Source organism: Corynebacterium hiratae (genome assembly GCF_009708045.1).
GTDB classification, from domain to species: domain Bacteria; phylum Actinomycetota; class Actinomycetes; order Mycobacteriales; family Mycobacteriaceae; genus Corynebacterium; species Corynebacterium hiratae.
This window is the reverse complement of the sequence record NZ_VIOG01000004.1, coordinates 88640-114532: the sequence shown is the minus strand read 5'-3', so window position 1 is coordinate 114532 and position 25893 is coordinate 88640. Positions and strand designations below refer to the sequence as shown.

The following is a 25893-nucleotide window of genomic DNA, read 5'->3' as shown; positions in this document are numbered from 1 at the left end:
CTTGGCTATTCTTCCATGCCGGCATGCAGCCACCGGCAAGTGATAACAAAGTGGTATCGAAAATCCCACATGAGCGGGAAGTCTTTTTCCGCCGAAGCATTTTTGTGGCACGGTGGAAGGCATGAATTCTTTCCGTCGTGTTTCCCGCATGTCCGCCACCGCCGCCGTGGCAGCTACCCTCACCACTGCTCTGTCGGTGTCCGCTGCCCAGGCCGCCCCGGTTAACTCCTCTTCCGCACAGCTGCAGGACGTAAACCAGCTGTCTTCCCAGGCCGTTGAGCAGGTCAACTCTTTAGAGATCGAGCTGCCTGCGCAGGCCTATGACCTGGCGAAGCAGTTTAACGTCCAGTTGCCGGGCTTCATTAAGAAGCCGACCCCGGCCGTCGCCGGCGAACTCGTTGGTGCTACCCACGCCCACCTGCTCAAGCAGGGCCACCACGAGGATGCCAACGCCAAGAACATCGCGCAGGAGTGGGCAAACCAGGCAGCAGCTGGCAAGGTCACCTTCCACGACAATGCAGGCGATGGGCTGACCCACCTGGAGGAGGGCAGCGGCAACATTTACAAGCTCACCGAATCTGAGGCCAAGGAGCGCGTGGACTGGCTCAACCGCGACGTGCCCGTGACCAAGACGGATGGCACCGGCTTCGGCGTCGCCCAAGCTTTTGACGGAACCTACGTCTATGTGGCGGAGTACTTCTTCAACAAATAATCCTCCCGAGAGGCTCTTTTTAAGGCCCTGCTGGAATTGGGCTAGCTCAGTTCAGCCATTGGCGGGGCCTTCTGCACGTTTTCGTGGAGAAGGTTACAGTGGGGCCCATGATTTTGATCAACGTACAGTTCCACGTCAAGCCCGAGTATGCCGAGACCTTCCTCGACGAGATCGACTGGTACACCAAGGCCTGCCAGGCTGAGCCCGGCTGTATCGATTTCAAGTGGTTCCGCGATCCGGAAGACAAGCAGCGCTTCCTGCTCCTCGAGTCCTACAAGGACGGCACCGACGTTGACCACGTCAACACCGAGCACTTCAAGCGCTCCTGCGAGGAGCTCCCGAAGTACCTGGTGGAGACGCCGGACATCATCAACACTCACATCGATGGAAAGACCAATTGGGATAAGATGGCTGAATTCTCCGTATAGGAGAGTGAGCAGCTTGGCTTCCAGTAAGAAGGAAGCACACAAGTAACGGCGAAGCGAGAACGGCCGGGGAGGCACATCCCCGGCCGTTTTCTATGTGCTCAGACCTAGAGGCGAATCACGTCAACTGCCCGAGTTGCCAAAACATGTGCTCCCGCCGCAGGATCTGGCCAGAACTTTGTCAACTTTGGCAGTGCTGCTGGGACAATGCTGCTAGCGCACTGCCCTGATTGGAGAGCAGCTGACTCGAGAGCGGCCGAAGGCTAGAGCGAGCAGGCCGTGGTGCTGGACTTGTCCCCGTTGGAGTACTGCTCGAGGGCGTCGGAAAGCGCCTGCACGTACAGCGCTGCGCCCTCGGCCTGTGGGTGCACGCCGTCGTCGTAGAGCAGCGCCGGGTTCTCTTGGGCCATGCCGCACCAGTCGGCCACGTAGACGTTGTCGTGCTCTTTGGCGGCCTCGATAATCTCTGCGCGTGCCTGCCCCATCCAGTCGCGCTCGCCGTAAGGCACGACGAGGATAACCGTGCGATCGGAACCGAGGATGGTGAGGAGTTCGTCCATCTCGCCGTCTGCAGCCGATCCGTTCGTGCCCAGCCCCACAAAGACGGTGGAGCGTAACTGACCGGATTCCTTCAGCTGCCGGACTTCTGCAATTGCCTCGGCATATTGGCGGGACACTTCTGCGTCGATGAGAATCCCTGGGAAACGCTCGTTGAGGGCTTCGGAGGCGGCGAGCATGACCGAATCACCCACCGCATTGATCTCCGTGCCCGCAGGTAGAGCGCGCTTTTCTGCGGGCTTCTCGGTCTCTGTCGGTGTTGCCGATGCCGCTGCCTGCTCGTTGGCTTGGGACATGCGCTCCAATTCTCGTTCCAGCTCGGTCTGGTCCTGTGACGTGACCAGCCCATAGGTCACGCCCAGCGCCGAGAGGATCACCATGGCGGGCACGGCAGGCCACATGGCCTTGCCGAAACCGTCCTTCATCTCGGCCACAGTGGGGCGCGAGGCCCAGTAGGTGCGCCACGTGGCGACATAGCCGGCGCGGCGGAAGGGGTTCTCAACGAACTGGTACGTCACCTCAGCCAACAGGAAGGACACGGGAAGCGCGAGCAGTCCCAGCAGCCATCTCGGGGAATCAGACAGCTCGCGGAGGATCATCACTACCGGCCAATGCCACAGGTACAGCGAGAAGGAGCGCTGGCCCAGCCACCGCATCATCCGGGTGCGGAAGAGCCATGTGAGCGGTCCGGTCTCACGCACCACGCCCCAGATCATTGCCGCGCCGAGGAGGCTGGTGAGGACCAGGCCGCCGCGGTAGGTGAATTCAAGGTCCGCGCCCATCCACACCAGCTGCGCCAGGTAACCAACCAGGGCGAGGGCTCCGACGGTGCCGGCGATAACGCCTGTGCTTGTCGACGCCCATGAGTCCGCCTTCGCCTCCTTCGACGTCGAGGTGAGAAGAAGGGACAGCAGCGCACCGATGAGGAGGCCGAAGGCATGGGTATCGGTGCCGTAATAAACACGGGTAGGGTCTTCGCCCGGAGTGAACAGCAGCGCCATCGCGGCAGCGGAGGCGGCTGCGAGGACGAGAGAGAGCGCGATGGGCAGGCGCTTGGGTTGGCGTCGCGACAGCGCGAAAGCGCCAAACATGAGCAGAGGCCACAGGAGGTAGAACTGCTCCTCAACCGCCAGGGACCAATAGTGGGCGAAGACTTGCACCTCATTGGGCGCAAAATAGGTCTGGCTGGTGGCGATCTGGGTCCAGTTGTTGACGAAGAAGAAGGTACCCAAGAACTGTTCGCGGATCCCCACAGCGAGGTCCCCGCCGATCATTGCGACGAGGGCCGTGCACAGGCATAAGACAACGAGCGCAGCCGGAAGGATGCGCCGGAAGCGCCGGATCCAGAAATCGGTGAGACTGATGCGCCCGGTCACGGCGAACTCGCGCACGAGCAGCGAGGTGATAAGGAAGCCGGAGAGGACAAAGAACATATCCACGCCGAGGTATCCGCCGGGGAGCAGATCCCCGAAGAAGTGGTAGATCACCACAGCCAAGACCGCGAGACCGCGCAGCCCATCCAAACCAGGTACCGGGCGCAGGCGCGCGCGACGCTGACGCGTGACGGTGGCGGATTCCTTCGGCACCGCAATGTCTCCAGTGTTTTTCGCGCTGTCGTGCTGTGCGGCCTGGCGCTGCTCGCGGGAAGGGCGCGGTGTTTTGAGCTGCTTGCTTGTCGGTGTGCCGACGGGCTGCGAGCGCCGCGCCAAGGCGCGCGAGATCTCATTCTCGGGCCGTGATTCGGGAGAACTCTCGGCGGGTTTGGATTGAGCTGGGGGTTGCGCGGGCCGGGGATGCCCAGCGCGCTGTCGTGCTGTGCAGCCTGGCGCTGCTCGCGGGCGGCGGCGCGGCGAGGGGGTTTCCTCGGCGGCCTCGCGGGCTTTGTGCAGCTTGGCCTTGCGCACAGCGGATGCCTTGGGGAGGGACTCCGGATCCAGTTCAAGGGAGGTGTCCGTGGCCCGACGAGGGACACGGGGCCCAGGGGATCGCAGGAACTTCTTCACTGAACACTCCACACGTAAGGGATTGGGGGTCTAGGGAACCGGGGTAATCCTACTCGGGTGGTGGTAGAGAATCGGGAAGGTTTCCTGGGAGCGTGTTAGGTGCGCAGAAGCTGGCGCAGCATGGTGCTCACACCATTGTCGGTATTGGCAGGCGCGATAATATCCGCTATTTCCTTCAACTTCGGATGCGCGTTGTCCATGGCGACAGCCGTCCCAGCAGCGCGCAGCATTTCGAGGTCATTGAGGTAGTCGCCGAAGGCCACGGTGGCGGTGATTGGAACGTTGGCAAGTTCAGCGAGTGTGGTTAAGGCTGCTCCCTTATCGACGCCGCGGGCCATGACATCGAGCCAGACCTTGCCCGATACCGCCACGTTGTCCTCCGGTACGGCACGGCGGATGGGCTCGTAGATATGTGTCTCGGAACCGGATTCGCAGAAGATGGCGATCTTGATGATGTTGGTATTGGGGACGGTGTCCAGGTTATCGACCCACGTGACCGCCTTGTAATACTTGGAAATCTCCGCGCGTGCTGCCTGCGTGACATCCCGGGCTACGTAGGCGGTCTCCGGGGAACACAGAACGACGGTGTGCGCTTCGCTGATGGCGGATGCGGCGTCGCGCGCCGCGCGCACGGTTTCTTCCTGCAGCGGGAAGGTGGCGATGATCTCTCCGTCGCGCACAATCACCGAGCCGTTCTCCGCAATGAATGTGCCGCCTTCCGGGAACATGTCTTGCAGGGTGGCCAGCTGGCGCCCTGAGGCCGGAACCAGCTCGCAGCCGCGGGCGGTGGCGAGCTCCTCAAGCTCTGAAAAGTCTGCGGGCAGCTGACCGTGGGCATCGAGGAGGGTGCCGTCCATGTCAAGAGCAACAAGCTGTGGGAGCAAGAAATTCACACCAATCTGAAGGTTGGGTTTAGAGGCAGGGGTCGATGTTAAAACCAGCCTCAAAAAAGGTGGCTGAAACATGTGTGATATGGAACACTGGTGCGCATGACTACGACTGATCCAGTACTCGTTTCCGTCCGCAACCATACCGGAGTCCTCGAACTCAATCGGCCGAAGGCCCTGAACTCGTTGAACCCGGACATGATCGATATCATCCGCCGCTCCCTCGAAGCCTGGGCACAGGACGATGAGATTGAACAGGTTCTGATTTACTCCAACAGCCCTAAAGCATTCTGTGCGGGCGGCGATGTGCGCCACGCGCGGGAGGGAATCGCGGAAGGCAAGCTGGAGGAGGTCGATGCCTTCTTCGCCAGCGAGTACCTCACCAACGGTGATATCGCCGAGTTTCCAAAGCCCTATATCGCCGTCATCGACGGTGTCGTTATGGGTGGTGGATTGGGCATTTCCCTGCACGGCTCGCATCGCGTGGTGACAGAAAAGGCCTTCGCCTCGATGCCGGAGATGAACATCGGATACGTTACCGACGTCGGTGTGGCCTATGCGGCCCAGCGCATGGTAGGCACCCGCGGTATCGCCTCACCGGGCTTGGCCAAGTTCTGGGGTCTTAGTGGATACCGCATGTATGCCGCAGACATGTTGTGGACTGGCGTGGCAACCCACGTTGTTAAGGATGCACACGAGCTGATTGAGGCCGCCATCGAGCGCGGTATTGATGCTGCGCTGGAGGACCTCGCCCTGCCCGCGCCCGAAGAGCCCGCCCCGCTGGAGCAGGTGGCCAAGGACCTGGAGGAGACGTTTGCCCTGCCAACGTGGGAGGAAATTTCAGCGGAGTTGGACAAGCGCCCGCTCATTGCCGGTGAGGTCCGCCGCCTTATGGCAGGGGCGTGCCCAGCCGCCATTATCGCGGCTAATGAGCTTTATGAGGCAGAGGCCGGTGTCGACGACATCCGCGAGGCCCTTCTTTTGGAACTCAAGCTGGGCATGCACATGTACCGCCGTCCCGACTTTTCCGAAGGTGTGCGCGCGGTACTAGTGGACAAGACTCAGGACGCAGCGTTTAACCCGGCCACCACGGATGAGGTCGACGTCGAAGAATTCCGCGCTGTGCTGAACTCCTAGAGCTTTCACCCCGGCGCTTTGCGCGCACTTAGAGGGGACGCGCCCGGTGGTAGGCAGCGCGCGCCCGCTGCTCGTCCACGCCTGCCGGCACCGCGACGTTGAGGGTGGCTTGCGTGGCCGCCGGAGTCGGTGCGGGCAGGTGGAACGCGGGGGCGTCAGACAGCGCGAGGCCTTGGCGGCCGTCGGGAAGCTGCACCGGCAGCAAGGTCCACAGGCCCAGAACTGGCATGGCCAGCTGCGGCAAGCGTGTAGAGCGTGCCTCAGTGATGGACACGCGGGCCCGAATCAATTCGGGGATGGCCTGGTCATATCCGAAGCGGCGCAGGTTCCCCGCCGCCTGGGCGGACATGGAGCCGGATAGCTCGTCTGCCCAGGCCCACGTGAAGGTGTCTGCGGCAGCGTCGATCGTGGCAATGAGGTGCGCGGGCACCGTGAGCGAGCCGTAATCAGAGTTCACCACGGTCCGCGACGTATCGGGATCAAGGTCCGCCCACAGGTTGGGGAAACGGGCCTCCAAGAAGAAGTTGTGCTCGGTGGCGAGGAAGTGGGCATCGGCCAACACCTCGCGCGCGCTGAGCCCGGCGCGGCCCGGGGCCTGGGGGAGAGCCACGATCCGGGAGCCGTGGAAGAGCGCGAGATTCTCCGCGTTGCTCTGCGGAATGCCCAGGTAGGAAGCGAGCTCGGCGGTGGCTAGGCGCTCGTCGACGCCACCGGTGACGTCCCCTGAGTGCTCAATTCCGGCCAGGATGCTCACCCGAGGATCCGGGTTAATCTCCGCGAAATCGACGGCGACCAATGCTTCGCCATCGCCCTGTGGGACGCGGACAACGGGCCGGTCGCCCACCAGCCGTCGTGCCAAGCCGCGCAGCAGGGCAGAGTCAGGTTGCGGCCCGTGGAATTCCGGCTGCGGTGCGTGCTCTGCCATGCCGGTGGTCCAGCGCAGCTCCCCGTTGTGGATGGTGGCAAGACGCAGTCCATCGAAATCATAGACCCCGGAATCAGTGCTAAAACGCACGACGGCGCGCTGATCCAGGTCTGGCTGCCCTTCCTCCGAGGTTGCTGATGCGGAATCGGTGGGAATGAAATTCACCTCGACGTCGCGAACGACGCCCAGGCGTGAGGCAAACGTGGCGTCGATGCCGGCTTGGATAAAGGCGCCAGCGGAGTACAGGTTCTGGGCTGAATCCATGGGTCTCCTTGACTAGTTTGTATTCCTGCGGAAGGGGTGCTCGATGGCCTCCTCGTAGGCCTGAAGGAGGGCTTGGGTGGATTCTACCCAGGAATGTTTTTCAGCTTCGCGGCGGGCGGCCTGTCCCATCTGCGCCCGGCGGGAGGAATCACGGAGGAGGCTGAGAGCGGCGCGGGCCCACGCGGTGTCGTCAGCGTCGGGCTCGATGAGATGTCCTGTGACGCCTTCTTCGATAACGAAGGGGATGCCGCCGGCATTCGTGCCGATGACCGGAACCCCAGAGGCGAAGGACTCGAGAGCCACGAGTCCCAGGGTCTCCGTGGCGGAGGGGAAGAGGAAAACATCCCCCACGGCGAAGGCGGCGGCGAGCTCCTCGCCGGAGAGGTAGCCAGTGAATACGGTGTGCGCAGGATTGAAGCTGGACTTGAGCTCCTCCAAGGCGGGGCCATCGCCAACGATGGCCAGGCGGGCGTCGCTAAGCTGTGCCCTCACCAGTTCCATCACGTGATCGAGGCGTTCCAAGTCCTTCTCCTTGGAGACGCGGCCGATATAGGTCACCAACGGGGAATCCGGGTTACCGTCGGTCAGGCGCTCGCGCATCTGTTCCGTGGCGCGACTGGGGTGATAGGTCTGCGTATCAACAGCCTTGGGCCACAGCTGCACGTTGCGGATCCCCATCATCCGAGCCTTATCCACCATGGGGCCGGAGGTGCACAGGTTCACCGCAGCCTGGTTGTGCAGATACTTCAGCGCGGCTTCGGTCAGCGGCCTAGTCCACCCAATCCCCAGCGCTTCAACGTACTCGGGGACATTGGTGTGGAAGCTGGCTACCAGCGGTACGGCATCGCGCTGCGCGGCAAAGACGCCGAGGGCCGCGGTCCAAATGGGATTGACCGCGTGGATGACATCGGGATCGAAATCCCGGATTTCCTTGAAGAATTTCCACGAGGGCAAACCGAATTTAATCTCCGGGTAGACCCACAGCGACAAACTGGGGATGCGGGTGACCTCGAAGCCGGCATAGGTGTCAGGGGCCTTGCCTGTGGCAAAAATCCGCACCTCATGGCCCATCGCGGACAGCTGGTCCAGAGTGCGCGTCAGGCGCGTGACCACGCCGTCGATCTTGGGCAGGAAGACCTCGGTAACGATAGCGATGCGCACGAAGGTTTAAGCCTCCGCAGCGTCAGCACCGTTGGCCAAGGCTTCGGGAACACCAGCGTGCTGCTGGCGCGTCCATAGCGACTGGGCTGGAATCTTGGAGCGGTCAACACGGTCGGCGTACTTGCGTGCGACTTCCTCCACCTCATGGAGCAACCCTTCCGACAAGGTGGTCGGCTCCAGTCCTAGTTCGAGGAAAGTGTCGTTGGTGACGTGGAGTTCATTCTCTGCGGATTCCTTGCGCGGGTTCGGCACATAAGCCACTTCCGCACCAGAGATCTTCGCCAGTAGTTCTGCCAGGTCACGCACACGGTGGGTTTCGGTCATCTGGTTGATGATCTTGACGCGCTCGCCGCGTGCCGGCGGATTCTGCAGGGCCAGCTCGATGCAGCGCACCATGTCACGAATGTGAATAAAGGCGCGGGTCTGTCCGCCGGTGCCGTGCACGGTCAGCGGATAACCAATGCCGGCCTGAATGAGGAAGCGGTTGAGCACCGTTCCGTAGTCGCCGTCATAGTCAAAGCGGTTGATGAGGCGCTCGTCCTTCTGGGTCTGCTCAGTGTGCGTGCCCCAGATGATGCCCTGGTGTAGGTCGGTGATGCGCAGCTCATCATTCTTGGCGTAGTAGGCAAACAGGTGCTGGTCCAGCACCTTCGTCATGTGGTAGACCGAGCCCGGGTTGGAGGGATAGAGGATTTGCTGCTTGACGACGCCATTCTCACCCGCATCCACCTGCACATCTAGGTAGCCCTCCGGGATTTTCATGCCGGCTGTGCCGTAACCGTAGACACCCATGGTGCCCAGATGTGCGACGTGGATATCCTGCTCAGATTCGACGATGGCGGCGAGCAGGTTGTGGGTGGCGTTGATGTTGTTATCCACCGTGTAGCGCTTGGTGCGCGAGTTCTTCATCGAGTAGGGCGCGGCGCGCTGCTCAGCGAAGTGCACCACCGCATCCGGGCGTTCGGTATTCAGGAACTCCAGCAGGCCATCGTAGTCCTGGGCCACGTCGAGGTTGCAAAAACCGATGGTCTTGCCGGAGACCTCGGTCCACGCGGCCAGGCGCTCCTCAATGGAGGCGATGGGTGTTAAGGATTCCGCGCCCAACTCCTCATCGATGGCGCGCCGGGAGAGGTTATCCACGATGATGACCTCGTGGCCTTGGTCGGAGAGATAGAGGGAAGCGGGCCAACCGCAGAAGCCGTCTCCGCCGAGAATCGCTACCTTCATTTTTGTCTCTCCACTTCTTGGGTCGGGGTCAAAACGTGCTGTACCAGCAGGGGTCTAGTCTATGTTGACACGCGTAAGTTTGGGGTGCGTTACGTGGCACACTTTTTTCGAACATACCGTTTGCTCGCCTGCGTCGGGGGCGCGCGGGGTAAACAGTAGATGAATGTTCTCTAAGAGCCTGTAGACTAGCCCGCATGCTTGAAGCCGTGCTGAATGCCTTCGCCGATTCCGTCAACGCGCTTCTCATCGGAATCCTGGTGGCCATCGGCATCATGCTTCCGCGGGGGAGCTACCGCAAGATTGCGGCCCTCGTCATCGTCGGTGACTGGTTCGGTGTACTCACCGCCGCTGCTGTGGTGATGTTCGTCTTCGTCGGCATCCAGGACAAGGTGGCCGCCGCGCTGGAATCACCGCTGCTCGGTTGGGGTCTAGTGGTCATCGGCCTGGGGCTGGGCCTTCTGGCCTGGCGCTCCAAGGGCGAACCCAATGACATGGTGCAGAAACTCCTCGGCCCACTGCGCACGCCCTCGGCCAAGACTGTCGCGGTGGGCTATGCCATGGGCGTTATCCAGTCCTTGACCTCCGTACCCTTTTTCTATGGGCTGATGCACCTTGCTGCCGGGGATTTCAGCAACACCGTTAAATACGGTGGCCTCTTTTTCTACGCCACGTTTGCGCTCTCGCTGCCGACGGTGTGCGGGCTTTTCATCGCGCTTGTGCGGGCGAAGCCAGACTCCTGGGCCGGACGCGCCTTTGCCTGGGCACGGGAGAACTCCGCAGCGGTTGCGCTTTGGAGCGGCTACGGAGTGGCCGCCTTCCTGGTGGTGATGGGTCTCGTTGCTCTTCTATAACGAGCCGGCTGGTGGGCAAGAGTTCAAAAGTGAACTGCCCTAGTTGCCAAAGTTCTGGTCAGTTTTTGCGGCGAGTTCGGGAGTTTTGTCAACAACGGCAGTTGCGGGGCTAGTCGTAGAGGACGTCGTCGAGGGGGAGGGCGTCGCCAAGCGGCGCCTGATTCTGAGCAATGTCGACGTAGCGCGCGGCGTGCGGGATGAAGGCAGCGGATTCCTCAGGGCTCAACTCACGGCGCACCTTGGCGGGCACCCCGGCGGCCAAGGCGCCGGCGGGAATGTTTTGGCCTTCGAGCACCACCGCGCCGGCGGCGATGAGAGAGCCTGGGCCCACGGTGGAGCCGGAGAGCAAAGAGGCCTTCATTCCAACCAGCGTGCCCGCGCCCACGTGCGTGCCGTGCAGCATGGCCATGTGGCCCACGGTGACGTCATCCTCCAGCACGCAAGGCTCGGTGGCTTCAACGTGGATGACGCAGTTGTCCTGGATATTGACGCGGGCGCCAAGGCGGATGGCACCAACATCCCCGCGCAGCACGCTGCCATAGAACACGGAAGAATCTGGCCCGATGGTGACGTCACCGATGATGGTGGCATTCGGTGCTATCCAGGCGCTGCGGTGGATGCGAGGCGTGTGCCCTTGGAAGGGGAGGATGAGCATGGCGGACTAGCTTTCTTCAGGGGTGGGTTCGACGGACACAGCGAGTGACTCGGAAATTTCATAATCGCCGGGCTCGGCGTTGAGTTGGGACAGTGTTTCTCTTTCTGCGGGCGACAACGGGATGGCCCATCCCTTCTTGGGGTCGTGGACGGGACGCTGCTCCTTAGTCGTGGGGGAGAGATGCACCGTGGTCTGAGGGCCACGCAACTGCGCGGGCTCACCGGAACGCGCCACCTCACTGAGTATTTGTGCGCCGGCTGGGGAGGTGACCAGGATGATGAGGCCGCCGGCCGTGTGGACGGAGAGGTGGTCTACAGAGACCTCGACGGCGTGGGGATCCGGGGAGGCCAAACGGACAGTGCTGGAGCCGCCAAGCTTGTCGACGACATTCTTAACCGCAGAAAACAATCCCATGGCGTGATCCTAGCGCGGGAGTACCATCGGGCACTGTGATTGACGCGAAAGATACAGCACTCGTCATTGAAGGCGGCGGCATGCGCAATTCCTATACCGCCGCGTGCATCGTCAAACTTCTGCAGGAGGAGGTGGAATTTGGCTGGGTTGGAGGTGTTTCCGCGGGCTCCTCGCACACCGTGAACTTCCTCTCCCGCGACGTGAGCCGCTCGGAAGAATCCTTCGTGGATTTTGCCAAGAACCCCAGCTTCGGTGGCTTGGGCTCGCTGTTGCGCGGTAGCGGCTACTTCAATGCGGAGTTCATCTATGAGAAGGCCGCCGATCAGGACATGCCCTTTGACTGGGAAGCATTTCAGGCCAACCCGGCGCAGATGTGTATTTCCGCCGCGCGCGCCGATACCGGGGAGAGCGTGTACTGGGGGCGCAATGACATAAAGACACAAGAGGACCTGATGGTGCGCGTTCGCGCGTCTTCGACGTTGCCGCTGATCATGCCGATGCGTGTTATCGATGGCGCACCGTACGTCGACGGTGCGATGGGGGAATCCGGTGGCATCCTCATCGAGCAGGCGGAGAAGGCCGGGTTTGAGAAGTTCCTGTTCCTGGGGTCGAAACCGCGTGGCTACGTGCGGCCTGAGGTGGGGCGGCCCGCGGCGCTGCGACGAATCTTCCGAAAGTACCCTGCCGTGGCGGAGGCGATGATTGCCCGGCCGCCTCGGTACAACGCCTCCAAGGACCGGCTTCTGGAGCTGGAAAAGGAAGGGCGAGCCCAGCTTTTCTTCCCGGAGGATATGCAGGTGGCATCGACTGAGCGTTCTGTGACAAAGCTGCGCTCCAACTATGAGGCTGGGCGCGCGCAGACCTATGCGGAATGGCCGGCGTGGAAGGAATTCCTCAGCAGTTAAGGGAAACGCTATGCCTAATCCGCCACGAGTGTTTCGATGGTCAGCTCCGGGTGCTCCTTCTCAATGAAGGCCAGCTTCCACTTATCACCAAAGAGCGCGATGAGCTCGCCGTCGGTGCGGGTGAAGATCTCCACGCCGCGCTGGCGGCCCAACTCGGGCGCGGATTCAGCGTCGGTGCGGCGCGCCACCGAGTAGGGGATGGGCTCGGTGATGGTCTCCACGTTGTATTCGACCTCCATGCGGGCCTGCATGACCTCGAACTGCATGGGGCCGACCGCGGCCATGACGGGGGCGGCATCGCCACGCGTATCGTTGCGCAGAATCTGGACCACGCCTTCCGCCGCCAGTTGGTCCAGGCCCTTGCGGAAGGCCTTGTAATCACCCAAAGATTTCGCGCGCAGGATGCGGAAGGACTCCGGTGCGAACTGCGGCATGGGCTTGAACTGCACCTTCTTGCCGGTGTAAATCGTGTCACCAGGTGCCAAGGAACCGGCGTTGACCAAGCCCACGATGTCACCCGGGTAAGCCGTGTCCACGGTGTCACGTGTGCGGCCAAAGACCGTCAGCGCATACTTAGTGGAGAAGCTGCGGCCGGATTGGGCGTGGTTGACCTGCATGCCGCGCTCAAATTCACCGGAGACCACGCGCATGAAAGCGAGGTTATCGCGGTGCTTGCGGTCCATGCCTGCCTGCACCTTGAAGATGACACCTGAGAACTCATCGGTGACCTCACGGACCTCATCGATAGCGGAGGTGGCGGCCTCGATGGCCTGCGGATCCGAATCGCGGGAGCGCGGAGCCGGGGCGATGGCGCACAGCGTATCCAGGATCTGGTGCACGCCGAAGTTCAGCATCGCGGAGGCGAAGATGAGCGGGGAGGTCACACACTGCTCGAAGAGCTCCTGGTCGTGCAGGGCGCCGTCAGCTGCCAGCAGCTCTGCTTCCTCCACGGCCGTCTCCCAGGCGTCCTCTTCCTTCGCAGCGGCCTCGTCGGGGGAGTAGTGCTCCTCCGGGGCGATGGTGGAACCACCGGCGGTGCGCAGGAAGTGCACGTACTCATCGGCCTCGCCGTCATCGTTGATGTGGGCCAAGCCGCGGAAGTCGCCGGCGATACCCACCGGCCAGTACAGTGGGGTGGGCTGCAGCTGGATTTCGTTGACGATTTCGTCGACAAGCTCCAGCGGCTCACGGCCCACGCGGTCCCACTTGTTGATCACCGTGATGATCGGCAGGCCGCGGGCCTTACACACGCGGAAGAGCTTGAGGGTCTGGGGCTCGAGGCCCTTGGCGGCGTCGATAAGCATGACAGCAGCATCCACCGCCGTGAGCACGCGGTAGGTATCCTCCGAGAAGTCCGCGTGGCCCGGGGTGTCCACCAGGTTGATCATGTAGGGCTCGCCCTCATGGCCTTCAGGCGCGTACTCGAACTGCAGGGCGGAGGAGGCCACGGAAATACCGCGCTCCTTCTCCATCTCCATCCAGTCGGAGACCGTGGACTTGCGGTTGCCCTTGCCGTGCACCGCGCCGGCCTCGTTGATGACGTGCGCGTGGAGCGCCAGCGCCTCCGTCAGCGTGGACTTACCAGCATCCGGGTGGGCGATGACGGCGAATGTGCGGCGGCGGGAAGCTTCGGAGGCAATACTCATGCGGGCTAGTTTAGCCGCTGCCTGCTACCACTCCACATTGAGCTGGCGGCCCAGATCATCAAAGATGCGCCGGGCCACGGAGAGCTTCTTCGCAATCGGCCGCTGCAGGCCTGGCTTGCGCTTCTGGTTGTAATACTCGCCGGAGTCGAAATGGATGCCCGGTGTGCCGCTGAGGAAGTAGGCCAAGTTCTCCCCACCCTTGTCCGCCTTGCCCAAGACGTATTGAGCCGCAGTGGTCGAATAGAGCTTGCTCGTCCTGCTCGTGGAGTTATGCCCGAAACCAGTATTCAATATCCCCGGGTGGAAGGCCACGGAGGTCAGCCCGTGGGAGTCGAGGTAGCGGGTCAGCAGGATATCGCCCAACTTGGCGTTGCCATAGGCGCGTTCCGCCGTGAATTTTTCAAAAGTATTCGGGTCACCGGGGTCGAAAGAGGAATACAGCATGTTGGCCAACGAGGCGGTCTGCACCACGGTGGCGTTGCTGGCCCGCAGCGTATCGCGCAGCAAGGAGGTCAACAGAAAGGGAGCCACGACGTTGATCTGCCACGTGCGCTCGAAACCATCGGCGGTGGCGAAAGGGCCGTCGAACATGCCGCCGGCATTATTGCCCAAGGCATCGATCTGCGAGTACTGGCTTAGCTCTTCCGCGAGGCGGCGCACTTGGCCCAAAGACTCATAATCGGCCACATGAAAGTCGGCTCCGATCTCCTCGGCCACAGCCTGCGTCTTCTCCGGGTTGCGGCCCACGAGCACGAGCGAATCCTGCGGGCGGCGCTGGTGAAGGATACGGGCAGCGGCCGCGCCCACGCCGTCAGAGGCTCCGGTGATGACGATAGTTCTCGGGTCGTTATTCAATGGCAGGCTCTGGCTCGTGCGGCTCATACTTGGATAGTGTAGGACGTTGAGCGTGGTCGCGCCGGGGTTTATTTCGACCGGGAATGGATTTCCTGCTGGGCCTTGTTGAGGCCCTCAGCCATGATGAGGCGTGCGGCCTCGGCGGCGGTGGCGATGGTGGAATCGAGCTCAGCGCTGGCGTCGACAGGCGCGAGCACCCAGTCTGGAATGGAACCACCCTTGGGTGGGCGCCCGATACCGATGCGCACGCGCAGGTAATCGCGCGTGCCCAAGCGCTCGCTCAGTGACTTAAGGCCGTTGTGGCCGTTTTCGTTGCCGCCCTTCTTAATACGCACCTTGCCGGCGGGCAGGTCGAGCTCATCGTGGATGACGATGATGTTCTCTGCCGCAACGCCCAGCAGCGTGGCCAACGGGGCGATGGGATCGCCAGAGAGGTTCATGTAGGTGTGTGAGCGCAGCGCTACGACCTTCGTGCCTCCGAGCTCGAGCTGCGCCGCGCTGAGTTGGTGTCCGGTGACAGGCTCGAGCATGTCACCAGATTCGGCGAGGAGATCATCCACGGCCATGTACCCCACATTGTGGCGGGTCGCGGCGTATTTCGCGCCGGGATTACCCAAACCCACGATGAGCCACTCGGCGCTTAAATCCGCCGGGTTTAGTCCGGGGGTGGCGGCCTTCTTTGTTTTCTTATTCGGTGCTTCGCCGGCGCGGCCAAAGAGGCGGGTGAAAAAGTCACGGATGGCAGACACAACTACTCCCTTGATGGTTTTCTTTAGGCTGGGTAACCATGAGTCAACTTCTTGAGACTATCACTTGCCCTGTCCTACCTGCCCCGATGGCGGGCGGGCCCACCACGCCTGAGTTGGTGGCCGCCGCCGACGCCGCCGGTTCCTTCAGCGCGCTGGGGCTGGGGACGTGCTCCGTCGACGCCGCGCGGGAGGCCATCGCTGCGTGTGCCGGTACGCGCTTCGGGGTCAATATCTTTCACCCGCAGCGCGCGCTAACCGAAACGGAACTCGCGGCTGCACGGTCCCTCGCCGCCGAAGAGGGCGCCGTGCTTGGCGACGTCTCCCTAAACTTCGGCTGGCAGGACAAGCTCGACGCCGCGCTGGAGGGTGGGGCAGCAGTGCTCTGGTCGATGTTCGGCGTCTTTAGCGAGGACGAGGTCGCGCGCATCCATGACGCTGGGGCAGAGGCGTGGACTACGGTCACCAACCCCGAGGAGGCGCAGGCCGCGGCCGCCCGCGGCATCGATGTGTTGTGCGTGCAGGGCCCTGATGCTGGCGGGCACCGTGGTGTGTGGGACCCGAGTGCGGAACCCGATCAGCGCCCTCTCGAGGAACTCGTCGCGGCGGTCCACCAGGTGACGGACCTTCCGCTCATTGCCGCGGGTGGTCTGCGCACGGCGGAAGATGTTGCCACGGCCCTGGCCTGGCCGGGGGTAAAAGCAGTCAGCTGTGGTTCCGCCTTCCTGCTGTCCGAGGAGGCGGGAACGAGTGAACACAACCGTGGCCTTCTGCGTCGCGGTGGCCAGACGGTGTCCACCCGCGCGTTCTCCGGGCGCTACGCCCGCGGGCTGGAGACCGCCTACACGCGGGCACACCCGGACCTGCCTTTGGTCTACCCCTACCTCAACGCGCTACTGAAACCTCGTCGCGCCCAGCTTGACGCGGACGTGGACTATTGCCTCGTAGGTGTCGATGTAATGAAACTTGGCGGGGGTAGTGTGGCGGAGATCCTCGCTCAACTACACCCAAACGGGTATGAATAACGGTTAATATTTACGGATGGACAGAGTTTTACACCCTTTTTGACGAGTAAAGGATACAAAGCACGTGACTTCGAACGCGCACATTGGGCACGAGGATTGGAACGAGCGCCTGGAGCTGGCCCAAGAGATGATCCCGCTCATCCACCAGCTGCACCGCAACAATAACGTTGTCACCTCTATCTACGGCCGCCTGCTCATCGGCGTGACCGACATCGACATCATCAAGGCGCACCGCTACGCCCGCCGCATTGCTGAGCGCGAGCTTTCCACCGCAGAGACCCTGCCGATTGTGAAGGAACTGTGCTCGATGAACCTGGGCACCGCCTCCATTGATCTGGGCCGTCTGGCCACCGGCTTCGAGGAGTCCGGCTCCGATAACCTGCGCAACTACCTCGAAGAGACCCTCGTGGATCTCGTCGGCGCTGGTGTGGACAAGGAATCCACCGACGTCGTCCTCTACGGCTTCGGTCGCATCGGCCGCCTGCTGGCCCGCATCCTCATTGCCCGCGAGGCTGCCTACGGCGGCGTGCGCCTGCGCGCCATCGTCGTACGCAAGAAGGGCGACATGGATATCTTCAAGCGTGCCTCCCTCCTGCGCCGTGACTCCGTCCACGGTGCCTTCAACGGCACCATCGCTGTTGATGAGGAGAACGAGGTCATCTGGGCCAACGGCACGAAGATCCAGATGATCTACGCCAATGACCCGGCGGACATTGACTACACCAAGTACGGCATCGACAACGCCATCGTCGTCGACAACACCGGTGTGTGGCGCGACCGCGAGGGCCTGTCCCAGCACCTGCAGTCCAAGGGCGTGGCTCGCGTGCTGCTCACCGCTCCGGGCAAGGGCGATCTGAAGAACATCGTCTACGGCATCAACCACGGCGACATCGAGGATTCCGACCAGATCCTCTCCGCCGCATCCTGCACCACCAACGGCATCACCCCGGTGCTCAAGGTCATCAACGACCGCTACGGCGTGGTTCACGGCCACGTGGAGACCGCGCACTCCTTCACCAATGACCAAAACCTCATCGACAACTTCCACAAGGGTGACCGCCGCGGCCGTGCAGCTGGCCTGAACATGGTGCTCACGGAGACCGGTGCAGCCAAGGCTGTGTCCAAGGCTCTGCCGGAGTTTGAGGGCAAGCTCACCGGTAACGCCATCCGCGTTCCCACCCCGGACGTTTCCATGGCCGTGCTCAACCTCGAGCTGGAGAAGGAAGCTGACCGCGACGAGGTCAATGACTTCCTGCGCAACGTGTCCCTGCACTCCGACCTGCGCCAGCAGATCTCCTACATCGCTTCCCCGGAGGTTGTGTCCTCTGACTTCGTGGGCTCTACCCACGCTGGTGTGGTCGATGGTCTCGCCACCATCTCCTCCGGCAAGCACCTCGTGCTTTACGTGTGGTACGACAACGAGTTCGGTTACTCCAACCAGGTCATCCGCATCGTCGAGGACATCGCCGGCGCCCGCCCGGTGGTGTACCCGAAGCGCGTTGACGTCTCTGAGCTCTAAGCGCTAGAACACGAACACCGCCCTCGCCGTATGGCGTGGGCGGTGTTGTTGTTTTCGGGTTCCGCTCGGCGGGCAACCTAGCTTTGCCAGGATGCTTCAAACGCACAACTGCCCCATCTGACAAAAGTAGGGGCTGGGATTGAAAAATCCGGGCAACTTTCGTCAGCTAGGGCAGTGTGCACCGAGCGGGGCGGCTGTGCCTACCGAAAATGTAGGAGAAGTCTGCGGAAGAACTACTTCTTCTTCTTGTTCTTCTTGCCGTGCTTCTTCTTAGTCTTCTTGCCGCCGTCACCGTTGACCTTGGCACGCTCCAAGTCAGCCGCGACATCCGGGACGTAGGCAAAATCGTTGCGCGGTGGGCGGACGTATTCAGCCTCGAGCTCGGGGCGGTTTGGAATCTCGGGTACGTCCTGCTCCACGTGCTGGTAGGGAACGGTCTTGAGGATGTGGTTTATCACGTTGATGCGTGAACGCTTCTTATCCTCAGACTCCACCGTGTACCACGGGGCGGACGGGGTATCCGTGTGGACGAACATCTCGTCTTTGGCACGCGAGTAGTCCTCCCAGCGGGTGATGGACTGCAGGTCCATGGGGGAGAGCTTCCAGCGGCGCAATGGATCATTGCGGCGGGACTTAAAGCGTGCGAGCTGTTCCTCATCAGACACAGAGAACCAGTACTTGAGAAGGATAATGCCGTCTTCGATGAGCATGTGTTCCAGCATCGGCGCCTGGTGAAGGAAGCGCACGTACTCCTGCTGGGAGCAAAAGCCCATGACGCGTTCCACGCCGGCGCGGTTGTACCAGGAGCGGTCGAAGATGACGATCTCACCGGCGGTGGGCAGCTTCTCAATGTAGCGCTGGAAGTACCACTGGCCCGCCTCGCGGTCAGTCGGCTTGGGCAGCGCTTCGATGCGGCAAGTACGCGGGTTAAGGTACTGCGTAATGCGCTTGATGGCGGAACCCTTGCCGGCGGCGTCGCGGCCTTCCATGATGATGACAACGCGGGCGCCGGTCTCAACGACCCACTGCTGCATCTCGACGAGCTCTGCTTGGAGGCGCTTGAGCTCGTCCTCATAGGCTTGCTTGTCTAGCTTCGGCGGCTTGGTGGCAGACTTCTTAGACTGTGAACTCATACCTTTAAATTTACCTCTTAGCTGGGGAAATGCCTAACTGCAGGGGTTAGAGATGTGCGTGGGATGGAGCTGGGGATCAGACTGGCGGTCAGTCAACCTCGTGTTGCGTCACCGCGCCGCTGGCGGCGTCGACATCGAGCTCGTGTTCCTGGCCGTTGGCCTTGAACTCGATCTCCCAGTGCGGGCCCTTGCCGTCATCACCATCGTCGTAGTCGACTTCCTTTTCGGTGACGGCTCGGGCATCAACGCCGGCGTGGGCTAAGGCTTTCTCAAATGCTTCATCGCCGCTGAGCATGCCGGAGCCCTCTGCGTCGCCAGCATCCGTGCCCGTCGCTGTGGCCGTTTCCGTCACGGTTTCCACCGGCGCGGGAGTCGGCGTCGGGGCGGGCTCGGCCTCCTTATCCGACGAGCACCCCACCAGCGCGGTGCTGGCGCAGAGCGCGATGCCGACGGCGGTGAAGCGGGAACGAAGAGTCATCGAGGCTCATCCTTCTCAGTTAATCGGGGGAAATGTGGTGTCCCACCGTATCGAAATCAGAGCGTGCTCGCTGAAGATCCTGTATGCGGCCTGAATGTTAACGGCCGCGACAGGTGCAGCCTTCGCCGCAGCCACCGGCAGCAGGGGGCTCACCGAAGCGCGTGGTGTTCTCAATTGCCCCGAGCCCTTCGATGCTGATGCGGGTGCGGGAGCCGTCGCCCAGCAGCGCCTCCTCACCACGCGCGAAGCCCACACCTTCCGGAGTGCCGGTGGCAATGACATCGCCCGGATTGAGAGGGTAGAGGGAGGAGCAGAAGGCGATGAGCTCGGCCACGGAGAAGATGAGGTCATCGGTGTTGTCGTCTTGGCGCACGTCGCCGTCGACGGTCGTGGTGAGCCGCGCGGCCTTGCCCGGGGCCCATTCATCAGCCGTGGTCAACCACGGCCCGAAGCCGGCGGTGCGGTAGAAGGATTTGCCGGCGTGGAACTGCGTGGTGGCGCGCTGATAATCCCGCAGGGTGTAGTCGTTCATGATGGCATAGCCGGCCACGTAATCCAGCGCATCTTTCGTGCTCACCCGGTGCGCGCGGCGTCCCATGACCACGGCGAGCTCTCCTTCGTAGTCCAGCTTCTTCGTGGCATAGTCCGGGACATAAACGTCGTCGAAGGGCCCGGTCAGGGCCTCCGGAAACTTGATGAAGAGCGTGGGCTGCGTGGGAAGCTCGCGCCCCATCTCCCGGGCATGCTTGGCGTAGTTGACGCCAACGCAGATAATCTTTCCCGGGTGCGGGATGACGGGAGCCAGGTCGGAATCTTCAAAAACGACGGGCTCGCCGGACAGCTGCGCGGCCTTGCTCCAATCGGGGCTGGCGAGCAATTCTCCGACGTCCTCATAATCCAGCTCGGTGCCCACGTTGGGGCCGTCGATGCGGATAGCGCAAGTACCAAAACTGGTGCGGAGAGTAGCGAGCTTCATGGCGGCTAGTCTAACGCGCGAAGAATCTCATCGACGGCATCGGCACAGATGATGGGAATCTCGTAGGCCTCCTGCTTAGTCCACGGTTTGAGCACGAATGCGGCCGGATCCATACGGCCGGGCGGGCGGCCGATGCCCACTGAAAGCCGCTGATAGTCCTTGGTGCCCAGGGACTTCGTGGTGGAGCGCAGGCCGTTATGGCCGTGGTCCCCGCCGCCGAGGCGTCGCTTGATGGTGGCGAAGTCGAGCTCCAATTCATCGTGGATCACGATGATGCGCTCAGCAGGAACATAGAAATATTGGGCGAGTGCCTTGATGGGACCGCCGGACAAGTTCATGAAGCAGCGCGGCTTGGCGACGATCACTTTGGTATCGCCACGTCGCGCTTCGGCGACATCCGTGTTTGTCTTTTTGTGAACGGAAAAGGAAGCGAATAGCTCGTGGGCTAGTTCATCAGCCACGTCAAAACCGATGTTGTGGCGAGTGCCGGCGTACTTCGGCCCGGGGTTTCCTAGGCCAACGACGAGAAAAGGAGAAGAAGTCACGCAGCCATTCTAAGCCGCTGGGGTGAAGACACAAGAGCGCACCGCCACCTGCACGCTCACCCCCTCGGTATGTAGGGGAGGGAGTGAGAAAGAATGCAGGCAGCGGTGCGCTAGAGAATGAGGAGTGATAAGGAGAGGGGAGTTTTACTCCTCGTCGGCCTTCTCCTCGGCGGCGCCCTCGTCTGCGGACTCGGCGCCAGCCTCAGCGCCGCCGTCCTCGGCAGCCTCAGCGGCAGCCTCGAGCTCCTCATCAACCTGAGGCTCGGAGATGGAGACGATGACGGTGTCTTCCTCGGCCACGAGGGTGGTGCCCTCCGGCAGGGTGATGTCGCCAGCGGTGACCACGGTGCCATCCTCGAGACCCTCGATGGACACGGCGATCTCCTCCGGAATGTTGAGCACGTCTGCCTCGACCAGGAGAACGTCGGCATCCTGGATGGACATGAGGCCCGGAGCCGGCTCGCCCTCGAGGACAACCGGAACCTCGACCTCAACCTTCTCGCCACGCTTAATGGAGAGCAAGTCGATGTGGTCGATGTTGAAGGTCAGGACGTTCTGGTCGACGTGCTTGACCATGACCAGGTGCTGCTCGCCCTCGAGCTCCAGCTCGAACACGGCGTTGACGCCGTGGTTACGGACCAGTGCGGTCATTTCCAGGCGGTCAACGGCGAAGTGCAGAACGTCGACGGCGTGGCCGTAGACAACGCCCGGGATCTTGCCTGCAGCGCGCAGACGGCGAGCGAAGCCCTTGCCAAATTCAGAACGGACTTCAGCCTTCAATACGGGGCGCTCAGAAGCCATAAGTAAATCTCCTTAAAGTATCGTTGTGCGGCAAGGGCTCATGAAGAACCGTGTAGATACGACAAAAGCCTGCCGATGGACGTCTTGGACGAGTCATCGCAGGCTTAATACAAGATTCACTGCTTAACTTGTGCTATCGCGTCGATAACGGATTTCTCCCTCGCCGAGACGCACAAGATTTTAGCAGCAGCGTTGTCGCAGAACCAAATCTAGTGAGTCTCAAACAGCGTGGTCACAGAACCGTTCTCGAAAATCTCGTGGATGGTGCGAGCCAGCAGCGGGGCGATGGACAGCACAGTGAGGTTGTCCCAGCCCTCGGTGGACTGCGGCAGGGTATCGGTGGTGATGACCTCGACAGCGCCGCACTCGGACAGGCGCTCGCGAGCCGGGTCGGAGAAGACACCGTGGGTACAAGCGATAACCACGGACTTGGCGCCGGCTTCCTCCAGTACGCGGACCGCGCCCGCGATGGTGCCGCCGGTATCAATCATGTCATCGAGCAGGATGCAGTCCTTGCCCTCGACGTCACCCACGACGCGATTGGACACCGTCTTGTTGGCTTCGGTGTTAGAGCGGGTCTTGTGGACGAAGGAGAGTGGGGCATCGCCCAACTCGTGTGCCCACTTCTCTGCCACCTTCACGCGGCCGGCATCGGGGGAGACCACGGCCAGGTTGTCCATCGGGTACTTGGACTTGATGTAGTCGGTCAGGATCGGCATGGCGTGCATGTGGTCGACCGGGCCATCGAAGAAGCCCTGAATCTGGTCGGTGTGCAGATCCACGGACACGATGCGGTCGGCACCGGCAGCAGCGAGCAGGTCCGCCACTAGGCGGGCGGAGATAGGCTCGCGGCCGAGGTGCTTCTTGTCCTGGCGCGCGTACGGGTAGAAGGGCAGGATGGCGGTGATGCGCTTAGCAGAGCCGCGCTTGAGCGCATCAATCATGATGAGCTGCTCTACCAGCCACTTGTTGAGCGGCTGGGTGTGGGACTGCATCACGAAGCAGTCAGCACCACGGACGGACTCCTCGAAGCGAATGAAGATCTCACCGTTGGCGAAATCGCGGGCGGTGGTCGGAACCAGATCGGTCTTGAGCTCCTTGGCCACAGCCTCAGCCAACGCCGGGTGAGCGCGCCCGGTGAAGAGCATCATGTTCTTGCTGCTGCCGGTAACCTTGCCAGTCATCAGTAGATATCCCTTTACTTGTCGTTAGTTAGTGGTCTGATCGTCAGCCTGGGCGTCCTGTGCCTTGTCGGCTGCTTCCGCTGCCGGCGTGCCCGGACGCTTCTTTTGCACCCAACCTTCGATGTTGCGCTGCTTGCCGCCGGAGACCGCGAGCGCTCCCGGGGGAACGTCGTCCTTAATTACTGTACCCGCACCGGAGTAGGCGCCATCACCGACGGTGACGGGGGCGATGAACATGGTGTCCGATCCGGTGCGCACGTGGCTGCCGATGGTGGTGTGGTGCTTGTTGACGCCGTCATAGTTGACGAAGACGGAAGAGGCACCAATGTTGGAGTAGTCACCCACGGTGGCATCGCCGATGTAGGTCAGGTGCGGCACCTTGGTGCCGCGGCCAATCTGCGCCTTCTTCGCCTCGACGAAGCCGCCCAGCTTGCCCTCTTCACCCACGATGACGCCCGGGCGGATGTAGGTAAACGGGCCCACCTGAGCGTTGGTGCCGATGACGGAGTCGAAGCCGTGTGTGCGCACCACGCTGGCGCCAGCGCCCACCTGCATATTGGTCAGGGTGGTGTCGGGGCCCACCTCAGCACCATCGGCGATGGTTGTCGCACCCCACAGCTGGGTATTGGGGTGAATGACAACGTCCTGGCCAATGGTCACGTTGACGCCGATCCAAGTGGTATCGGGATCGACGATGGTGGCGCCGCCGCGCATGGCTTCCTCGACCACACGGCGGTTGAGAATGCGGCCGGCCGCGGCCAACTGCACGCGGTCATTCACACCGGAGAGCTCCTCCGGATCGACAGCAACGTGCGCGCCGACGCGGTGGCCTCCCTCGCGGGCGATCTCCAGCACATCGGTGATGTAAAGCTCGCCCTGGGCGTTGTCGGAGTTGAGCTTCGTCAAGGCGTCGCGAAGCACGGCTCCATCGAAAGCAAAAACGCCGGAGTTGACCTCGCGCACCGCGCGCTGCTCCTCGGAGGCATCCTTTTGCTCCACGATGGCGGTGACCGATCCATCCTCGGCGCGCAGCACGCGGCCGTAACCGGTGGGATCCTTCAGGGTCACGGACAGCACGGTCACGGCGTTGCCTTGGCCAGTGTGGGTCTCGTGCAGCTGGCGCAGTGTCTCCGGGCGCAGAAGCGGAACGTCACCGTTGGTCACGATGACGGTGCCGTCGAAGTCAGGCAACGCACTCAGGCCGCACTGGACGGCGTGACCGGTACCGTTCTGCTCTTCCTGGACGGCCTGGGAGACCTCGCAGTCCAGCTCCTCGGAGATGGCATCGACGGCAGGGGAGACCTGGTCGCGCTGGTGGCCCACGACGACCACGAGGTGCTCCGGGTTCAAGCCAGCGGCTGCGTGGAGAGCGTGGCCGAGAAGTGACCTCCCGCCAATCTCATGCAACGTCTTTTGGGTTGAGGATTTCATGCGGGTACCTGCGCCTGCGGCAAGGACGATGGCGGCGCAGTTCGTTACTTCAGCCACGAGTGTGTGCTTCTCCTGTGATTGGGGATGTCAGGACTTACTTTTTTCATCATAACGCCTGCGTTCTATTTTTCGCGTGAGACCTCCGGAAGTGCCCGGGCACGCCAGGCGCCGAGCAGACCGATGCAGGCCAAGAACAGAATGGCTGCCGAGGGACCAGCCAGCGCGATCACGGCGGAGATGCCGCCAATCACGAGGAGAATGACACCCATCATGGTGTTCGCGGCCCCGACGTAGCGGGTGCGCTTATCCTCACCGGCCATGTCCACCACATAGGTCTTGCGCGCCACGCGAATGGCAGTGTGCGCCAAGTTGACCAGGAAGAATCCGAGGGGAAGCGCCCACATGCTTACCGTTGCCGGCGCCCACGCGGCACACGCGACGATGCCCAGCAAAATGAGAGCTGCGAAAGCTGCGCCCCAGGACATGACCAAGCGGGAGGACTTATCCGAGAGCACACCGGATACACGGCCACCCACGAGGCTGGCCAAGCCCGAGGCCAAGACGAAGCCGCCGAGCCCGCTCAAAGCCTGCGAACCGATGCTCTGCGAAAGCACCACGATAAAGGAGGTGGACAGGGCAGACACCAAAAGCAGGGCACGAACGTTGACGAAGCTGCGGAATTGCGCGTCCTGGGTGTATAGCTTCCAGGTGTCCGTCCACCAGCTGCGGTTCAGGCCCTTCTGACCGGCGTCATCCGGCACCGGCTCCTCGATGGTGCGGAAGACTGCTGCCGCCAAGAACCACGTGGCCGCACCGATGGCCAGCAACGCCGCCAAACCCCAGCGCGGGAGCTCGCCCAGCACGGCGAGGATGCCACCGGTAATCAAGGTAACCGCGCCGCCGAGCTGCGTGGCCCGGCCGGTCACTACTCCGCGGTGGCCCTTGGAGATGGTGCGGCCCTGCACGTCCTTGCCGGTCAGCGAACACAGCGCGCGCAGCACCGCGAGAGCTGCCAGGGCGAGGCAGACGATGAGGCCGAGGAAGGGGCCGCGAACAAGCACAGCAGCCGCCGCGATAATCGCCGCGCACAGGCCCTGGCCCACCGAGCCCAGCACCCACAGGCGCTTGCGAGCTGGATGGGACACCACCCAGGGGGTCAGCGCCGCCTGCGGGAGCATGGAGCCGGACTCGCGCAAGGGCACTAGCAGGCCGGTGAAGAAGCCGGGGACTCCGGCCACGCTAAACAGCCAGGGCAGGACCGTCTTTCCGGAGAGCAATTGATCGCCCACGCCCTGCAGGCCATTCGACCAGACGAAGCGGCGGGCATTGGCGGACTCTTCGGACGGTGAGGAGCCGTGGGGAGATGCTGAACGCGAAGCCATGACTGTGATCTTAAGCCCGGCTCGCTCCAATCCGGGGTCTAAGGTTCA

The 25893-nt window shown here is 62.3% G+C and carries 25 protein-coding genes; 7 read left to right on the top strand and 18 right to left on the bottom strand.

Annotated elements, in window-relative coordinates:
- Window positions 1–121: 121 nt before the first annotated feature.
- Both FME68_RS04690 and FME68_RS04685 read left to right on the top strand, forming a co-directional pair.
- On the top strand, window positions 122–712 hold the full coding sequence (locus FME68_RS04690) for a hypothetical protein (RefSeq protein WP_070510387.1): 591 nt from the start codon (window positions 122–124) through the stop codon (window positions 710–712).
- A gap of 107 nt (window positions 713–819) precedes the next feature.
- The gene (locus tag FME68_RS04685; RefSeq protein ID WP_070510385.1) at window positions 820–1140 is read left to right on the top strand and encodes a putative quinol monooxygenase; all 321 of its coding nucleotides are present in this window, start codon (window positions 820–822) and stop codon (window positions 1138–1140) included.
- A gap of 260 nt (window positions 1141–1400) precedes the next feature.
- Here FME68_RS04685 and FME68_RS04680 read toward each other — a convergent pair whose 3' ends face one another.
- Window positions 1401–3281 carry an acyltransferase family protein gene (locus tag FME68_RS04680; protein ID WP_328287725.1) on the bottom strand — a complete coding sequence of 627 codons (1881 nt, stop codon included), beginning with the start codon at window positions 3279–3281 and terminating at the stop codon, window positions 1401–1403.
- A gap of 512 nt (window positions 3282–3793) precedes the next feature.
- Window positions 3794–4591, bottom strand: coding sequence for an HAD family hydrolase (locus tag FME68_RS04675; protein WP_254868261.1), 798 nt, complete (start codon window positions 4589–4591; stop codon window positions 3794–3796).
- 96 nt (window positions 4592–4687) lie between these two features.
- Here FME68_RS04675 and FME68_RS04670 point away from each other — a divergent pair, with 96 nt between their 5' ends.
- Window positions 4688–5722, top strand: a complete 1035-nt coding sequence (locus tag FME68_RS04670) for an enoyl-CoA hydratase/isomerase family protein (protein ID WP_158396366.1) — start codon at window positions 4688–4690, stop codon at window positions 5720–5722.
- A 28-nt stretch (window positions 5723–5750) separates the two neighbouring features.
- Here the strand turns inward: FME68_RS04670 and FME68_RS04665 are convergent, their stop codons facing one another.
- Genes FME68_RS04665 through FME68_RS04655 form a run of 3 tightly spaced genes read right to left on the bottom strand, consistent with a single transcriptional unit; the run spans window position 5751 to window position 9299 of the window.
- Window positions 5751–6911: a DUF6882 domain-containing protein gene (locus FME68_RS04665; protein WP_158396364.1), complete on the bottom strand. Its 1161-nt coding sequence runs from the start codon at window positions 6909–6911 to the stop codon at window positions 5751–5753.
- A gap of 12 nt (window positions 6912–6923) precedes the next feature.
- Entirely contained in the window at window positions 6924–8072 is a 1149-nt protein-coding gene (locus FME68_RS04660) for a glycosyltransferase family 4 protein (RefSeq protein WP_328287714.1), read from the bottom strand.
- Window positions 8073–8078: 6 nt separating this feature from the next.
- Window positions 8079–9299 carry an NAD-dependent epimerase/dehydratase family protein gene (locus FME68_RS04655; RefSeq protein ID WP_158396362.1) on the bottom strand — a complete coding sequence of 407 codons (1221 nt, stop codon included), beginning with the start codon at window positions 9297–9299 and terminating at the stop codon, window positions 8079–8081.
- A 194-nt stretch (window positions 9300–9493) separates the two neighbouring features.
- Here FME68_RS04655 and FME68_RS04650 point away from each other — a divergent pair, with 194 nt between their 5' ends.
- A complete protein-coding gene (locus FME68_RS04650; RefSeq protein WP_046646929.1) occupies window positions 9494–10150 on the top strand; it encodes a sulfite exporter TauE/SafE family protein in 657 nt (218 codons plus the stop codon).
- A gap of 109 nt (window positions 10151–10259) precedes the next feature.
- Here FME68_RS04650 and FME68_RS04645 read toward each other — a convergent pair whose 3' ends face one another.
- Both FME68_RS04645 and FME68_RS04640 read right to left on the bottom strand, forming a co-directional pair.
- Window positions 10260–10805, bottom strand: a complete 546-nt coding sequence (locus FME68_RS04645; RefSeq protein WP_158396360.1) for a gamma carbonic anhydrase family protein — start codon at window positions 10803–10805, stop codon at window positions 10260–10262.
- Window positions 10806–10811: 6 nt separating this feature from the next.
- The gene (locus tag FME68_RS04640; RefSeq protein ID WP_158396358.1) at window positions 10812–11219 is read right to left on the bottom strand and encodes a hypothetical protein; all 408 of its coding nucleotides are present in this window, start codon (window positions 11217–11219) and stop codon (window positions 10812–10814) included.
- A 35-nt stretch (window positions 11220–11254) separates the two neighbouring features.
- On the opposite strand from FME68_RS04640, the gene FME68_RS04635 reads away from it, so the two are divergent.
- Window positions 11255–12124 (top strand): patatin-like phospholipase family protein, encoded by an 870-nt coding sequence (locus tag FME68_RS04635; protein ID WP_328287713.1) that lies wholly within the window; start codon window positions 11255–11257, stop codon window positions 12122–12124.
- Between the two features lie 14 nt (window positions 12125–12138).
- Here FME68_RS04635 and FME68_RS04630 read toward each other — a convergent pair whose 3' ends face one another.
- The 3 genes from FME68_RS04630 to pth (FME68_RS04620) are packed head-to-tail and all read right to left on the bottom strand — an operon-like array spanning window position 12139 to window position 15374.
- The gene (locus FME68_RS04630) at window positions 12139–13770 is read right to left on the bottom strand and encodes a peptide chain release factor 3 (protein WP_070754572.1); all 1632 of its coding nucleotides are present in this window, start codon (window positions 13768–13770) and stop codon (window positions 12139–12141) included.
- A gap of 24 nt (window positions 13771–13794) precedes the next feature.
- Complete coding sequence (locus FME68_RS04625; RefSeq protein ID WP_158396356.1) at window positions 13795–14652, bottom strand: SDR family NAD(P)-dependent oxidoreductase; 858 nt, start codon at window positions 14650–14652, stop codon at window positions 13795–13797.
- Window positions 14653–14693: 41 nt separating this feature from the next.
- Window positions 14694–15374 carry an aminoacyl-tRNA hydrolase gene (gene pth, locus FME68_RS04620; RefSeq protein ID WP_328287712.1) on the bottom strand — a complete coding sequence of 227 codons (681 nt, stop codon included), beginning with the start codon at window positions 15372–15374 and terminating at the stop codon, window positions 14694–14696.
- Between the two features lie 38 nt (window positions 15375–15412).
- On the opposite strand from pth (FME68_RS04620), the gene FME68_RS04615 reads away from it, so the two are divergent.
- Window positions 15413–16396, top strand: coding sequence for a nitronate monooxygenase (locus FME68_RS04615; protein WP_158396354.1), 984 nt, complete (start codon window positions 15413–15415; stop codon window positions 16394–16396).
- Between the two features lie 64 nt (window positions 16397–16460).
- The gene (locus tag FME68_RS04610) at window positions 16461–17915 is read left to right on the top strand and encodes a glyceraldehyde-3-phosphate dehydrogenase (RefSeq protein WP_070510340.1); all 1455 of its coding nucleotides are present in this window, start codon (window positions 16461–16463) and stop codon (window positions 17913–17915) included.
- Window positions 17916–18148: 233 nt separating this feature from the next.
- Here FME68_RS04610 and ppk2 read toward each other — a convergent pair whose 3' ends face one another.
- From ppk2 to FME68_RS04570, 8 genes are all read right to left on the bottom strand, one after another.
- The gene (gene ppk2 / locus FME68_RS04605; RefSeq protein ID WP_158396352.1) at window positions 18149–19048 is read right to left on the bottom strand and encodes a polyphosphate kinase 2; all 900 of its coding nucleotides are present in this window, start codon (window positions 19046–19048) and stop codon (window positions 18149–18151) included.
- Window positions 19049–19136: 88 nt separating this feature from the next.
- Window positions 19137–19526, bottom strand: coding sequence for a PepSY domain-containing protein (locus FME68_RS04600; protein ID WP_158396350.1), 390 nt, complete (start codon window positions 19524–19526; stop codon window positions 19137–19139).
- 97 nt (window positions 19527–19623) lie between these two features.
- Entirely contained in the window at window positions 19624–20502 is an 879-nt protein-coding gene (locus tag FME68_RS04595) for a fumarylacetoacetate hydrolase family protein (RefSeq protein WP_158396348.1), read from the bottom strand.
- Between the two features lie 5 nt (window positions 20503–20507).
- On the bottom strand, window positions 20508–21047 hold the full coding sequence (pth, locus tag FME68_RS04590; RefSeq protein ID WP_328287711.1) for an aminoacyl-tRNA hydrolase: 540 nt from the start codon (window positions 21045–21047) through the stop codon (window positions 20508–20510).
- 144 nt (window positions 21048–21191) lie between these two features.
- Entirely contained in the window at window positions 21192–21848 is a 657-nt protein-coding gene (locus FME68_RS04585; protein WP_049154276.1) for a 50S ribosomal protein L25/general stress protein Ctc, read from the bottom strand.
- Between the two features lie 209 nt (window positions 21849–22057).
- A complete protein-coding gene (locus tag FME68_RS04580) occupies window positions 22058–23032 on the bottom strand; it encodes a ribose-phosphate diphosphokinase (protein ID WP_049154279.1) in 975 nt (324 codons plus the stop codon).
- Window positions 23033–23056: 24 nt separating this feature from the next.
- Window positions 23057–24520, bottom strand: coding sequence for a bifunctional UDP-N-acetylglucosamine diphosphorylase/glucosamine-1-phosphate N-acetyltransferase GlmU (glmU, locus tag FME68_RS04575; RefSeq protein ID WP_328287710.1), 1464 nt, complete (start codon window positions 24518–24520; stop codon window positions 23057–23059).
- A 65-nt stretch (window positions 24521–24585) separates the two neighbouring features.
- Entirely contained in the window at window positions 24586–25845 is a 1260-nt protein-coding gene (locus FME68_RS04570) for an MFS transporter (protein ID WP_158396346.1), read from the bottom strand.
- Window positions 25846–25893 lie beyond the last annotated feature (48 nt).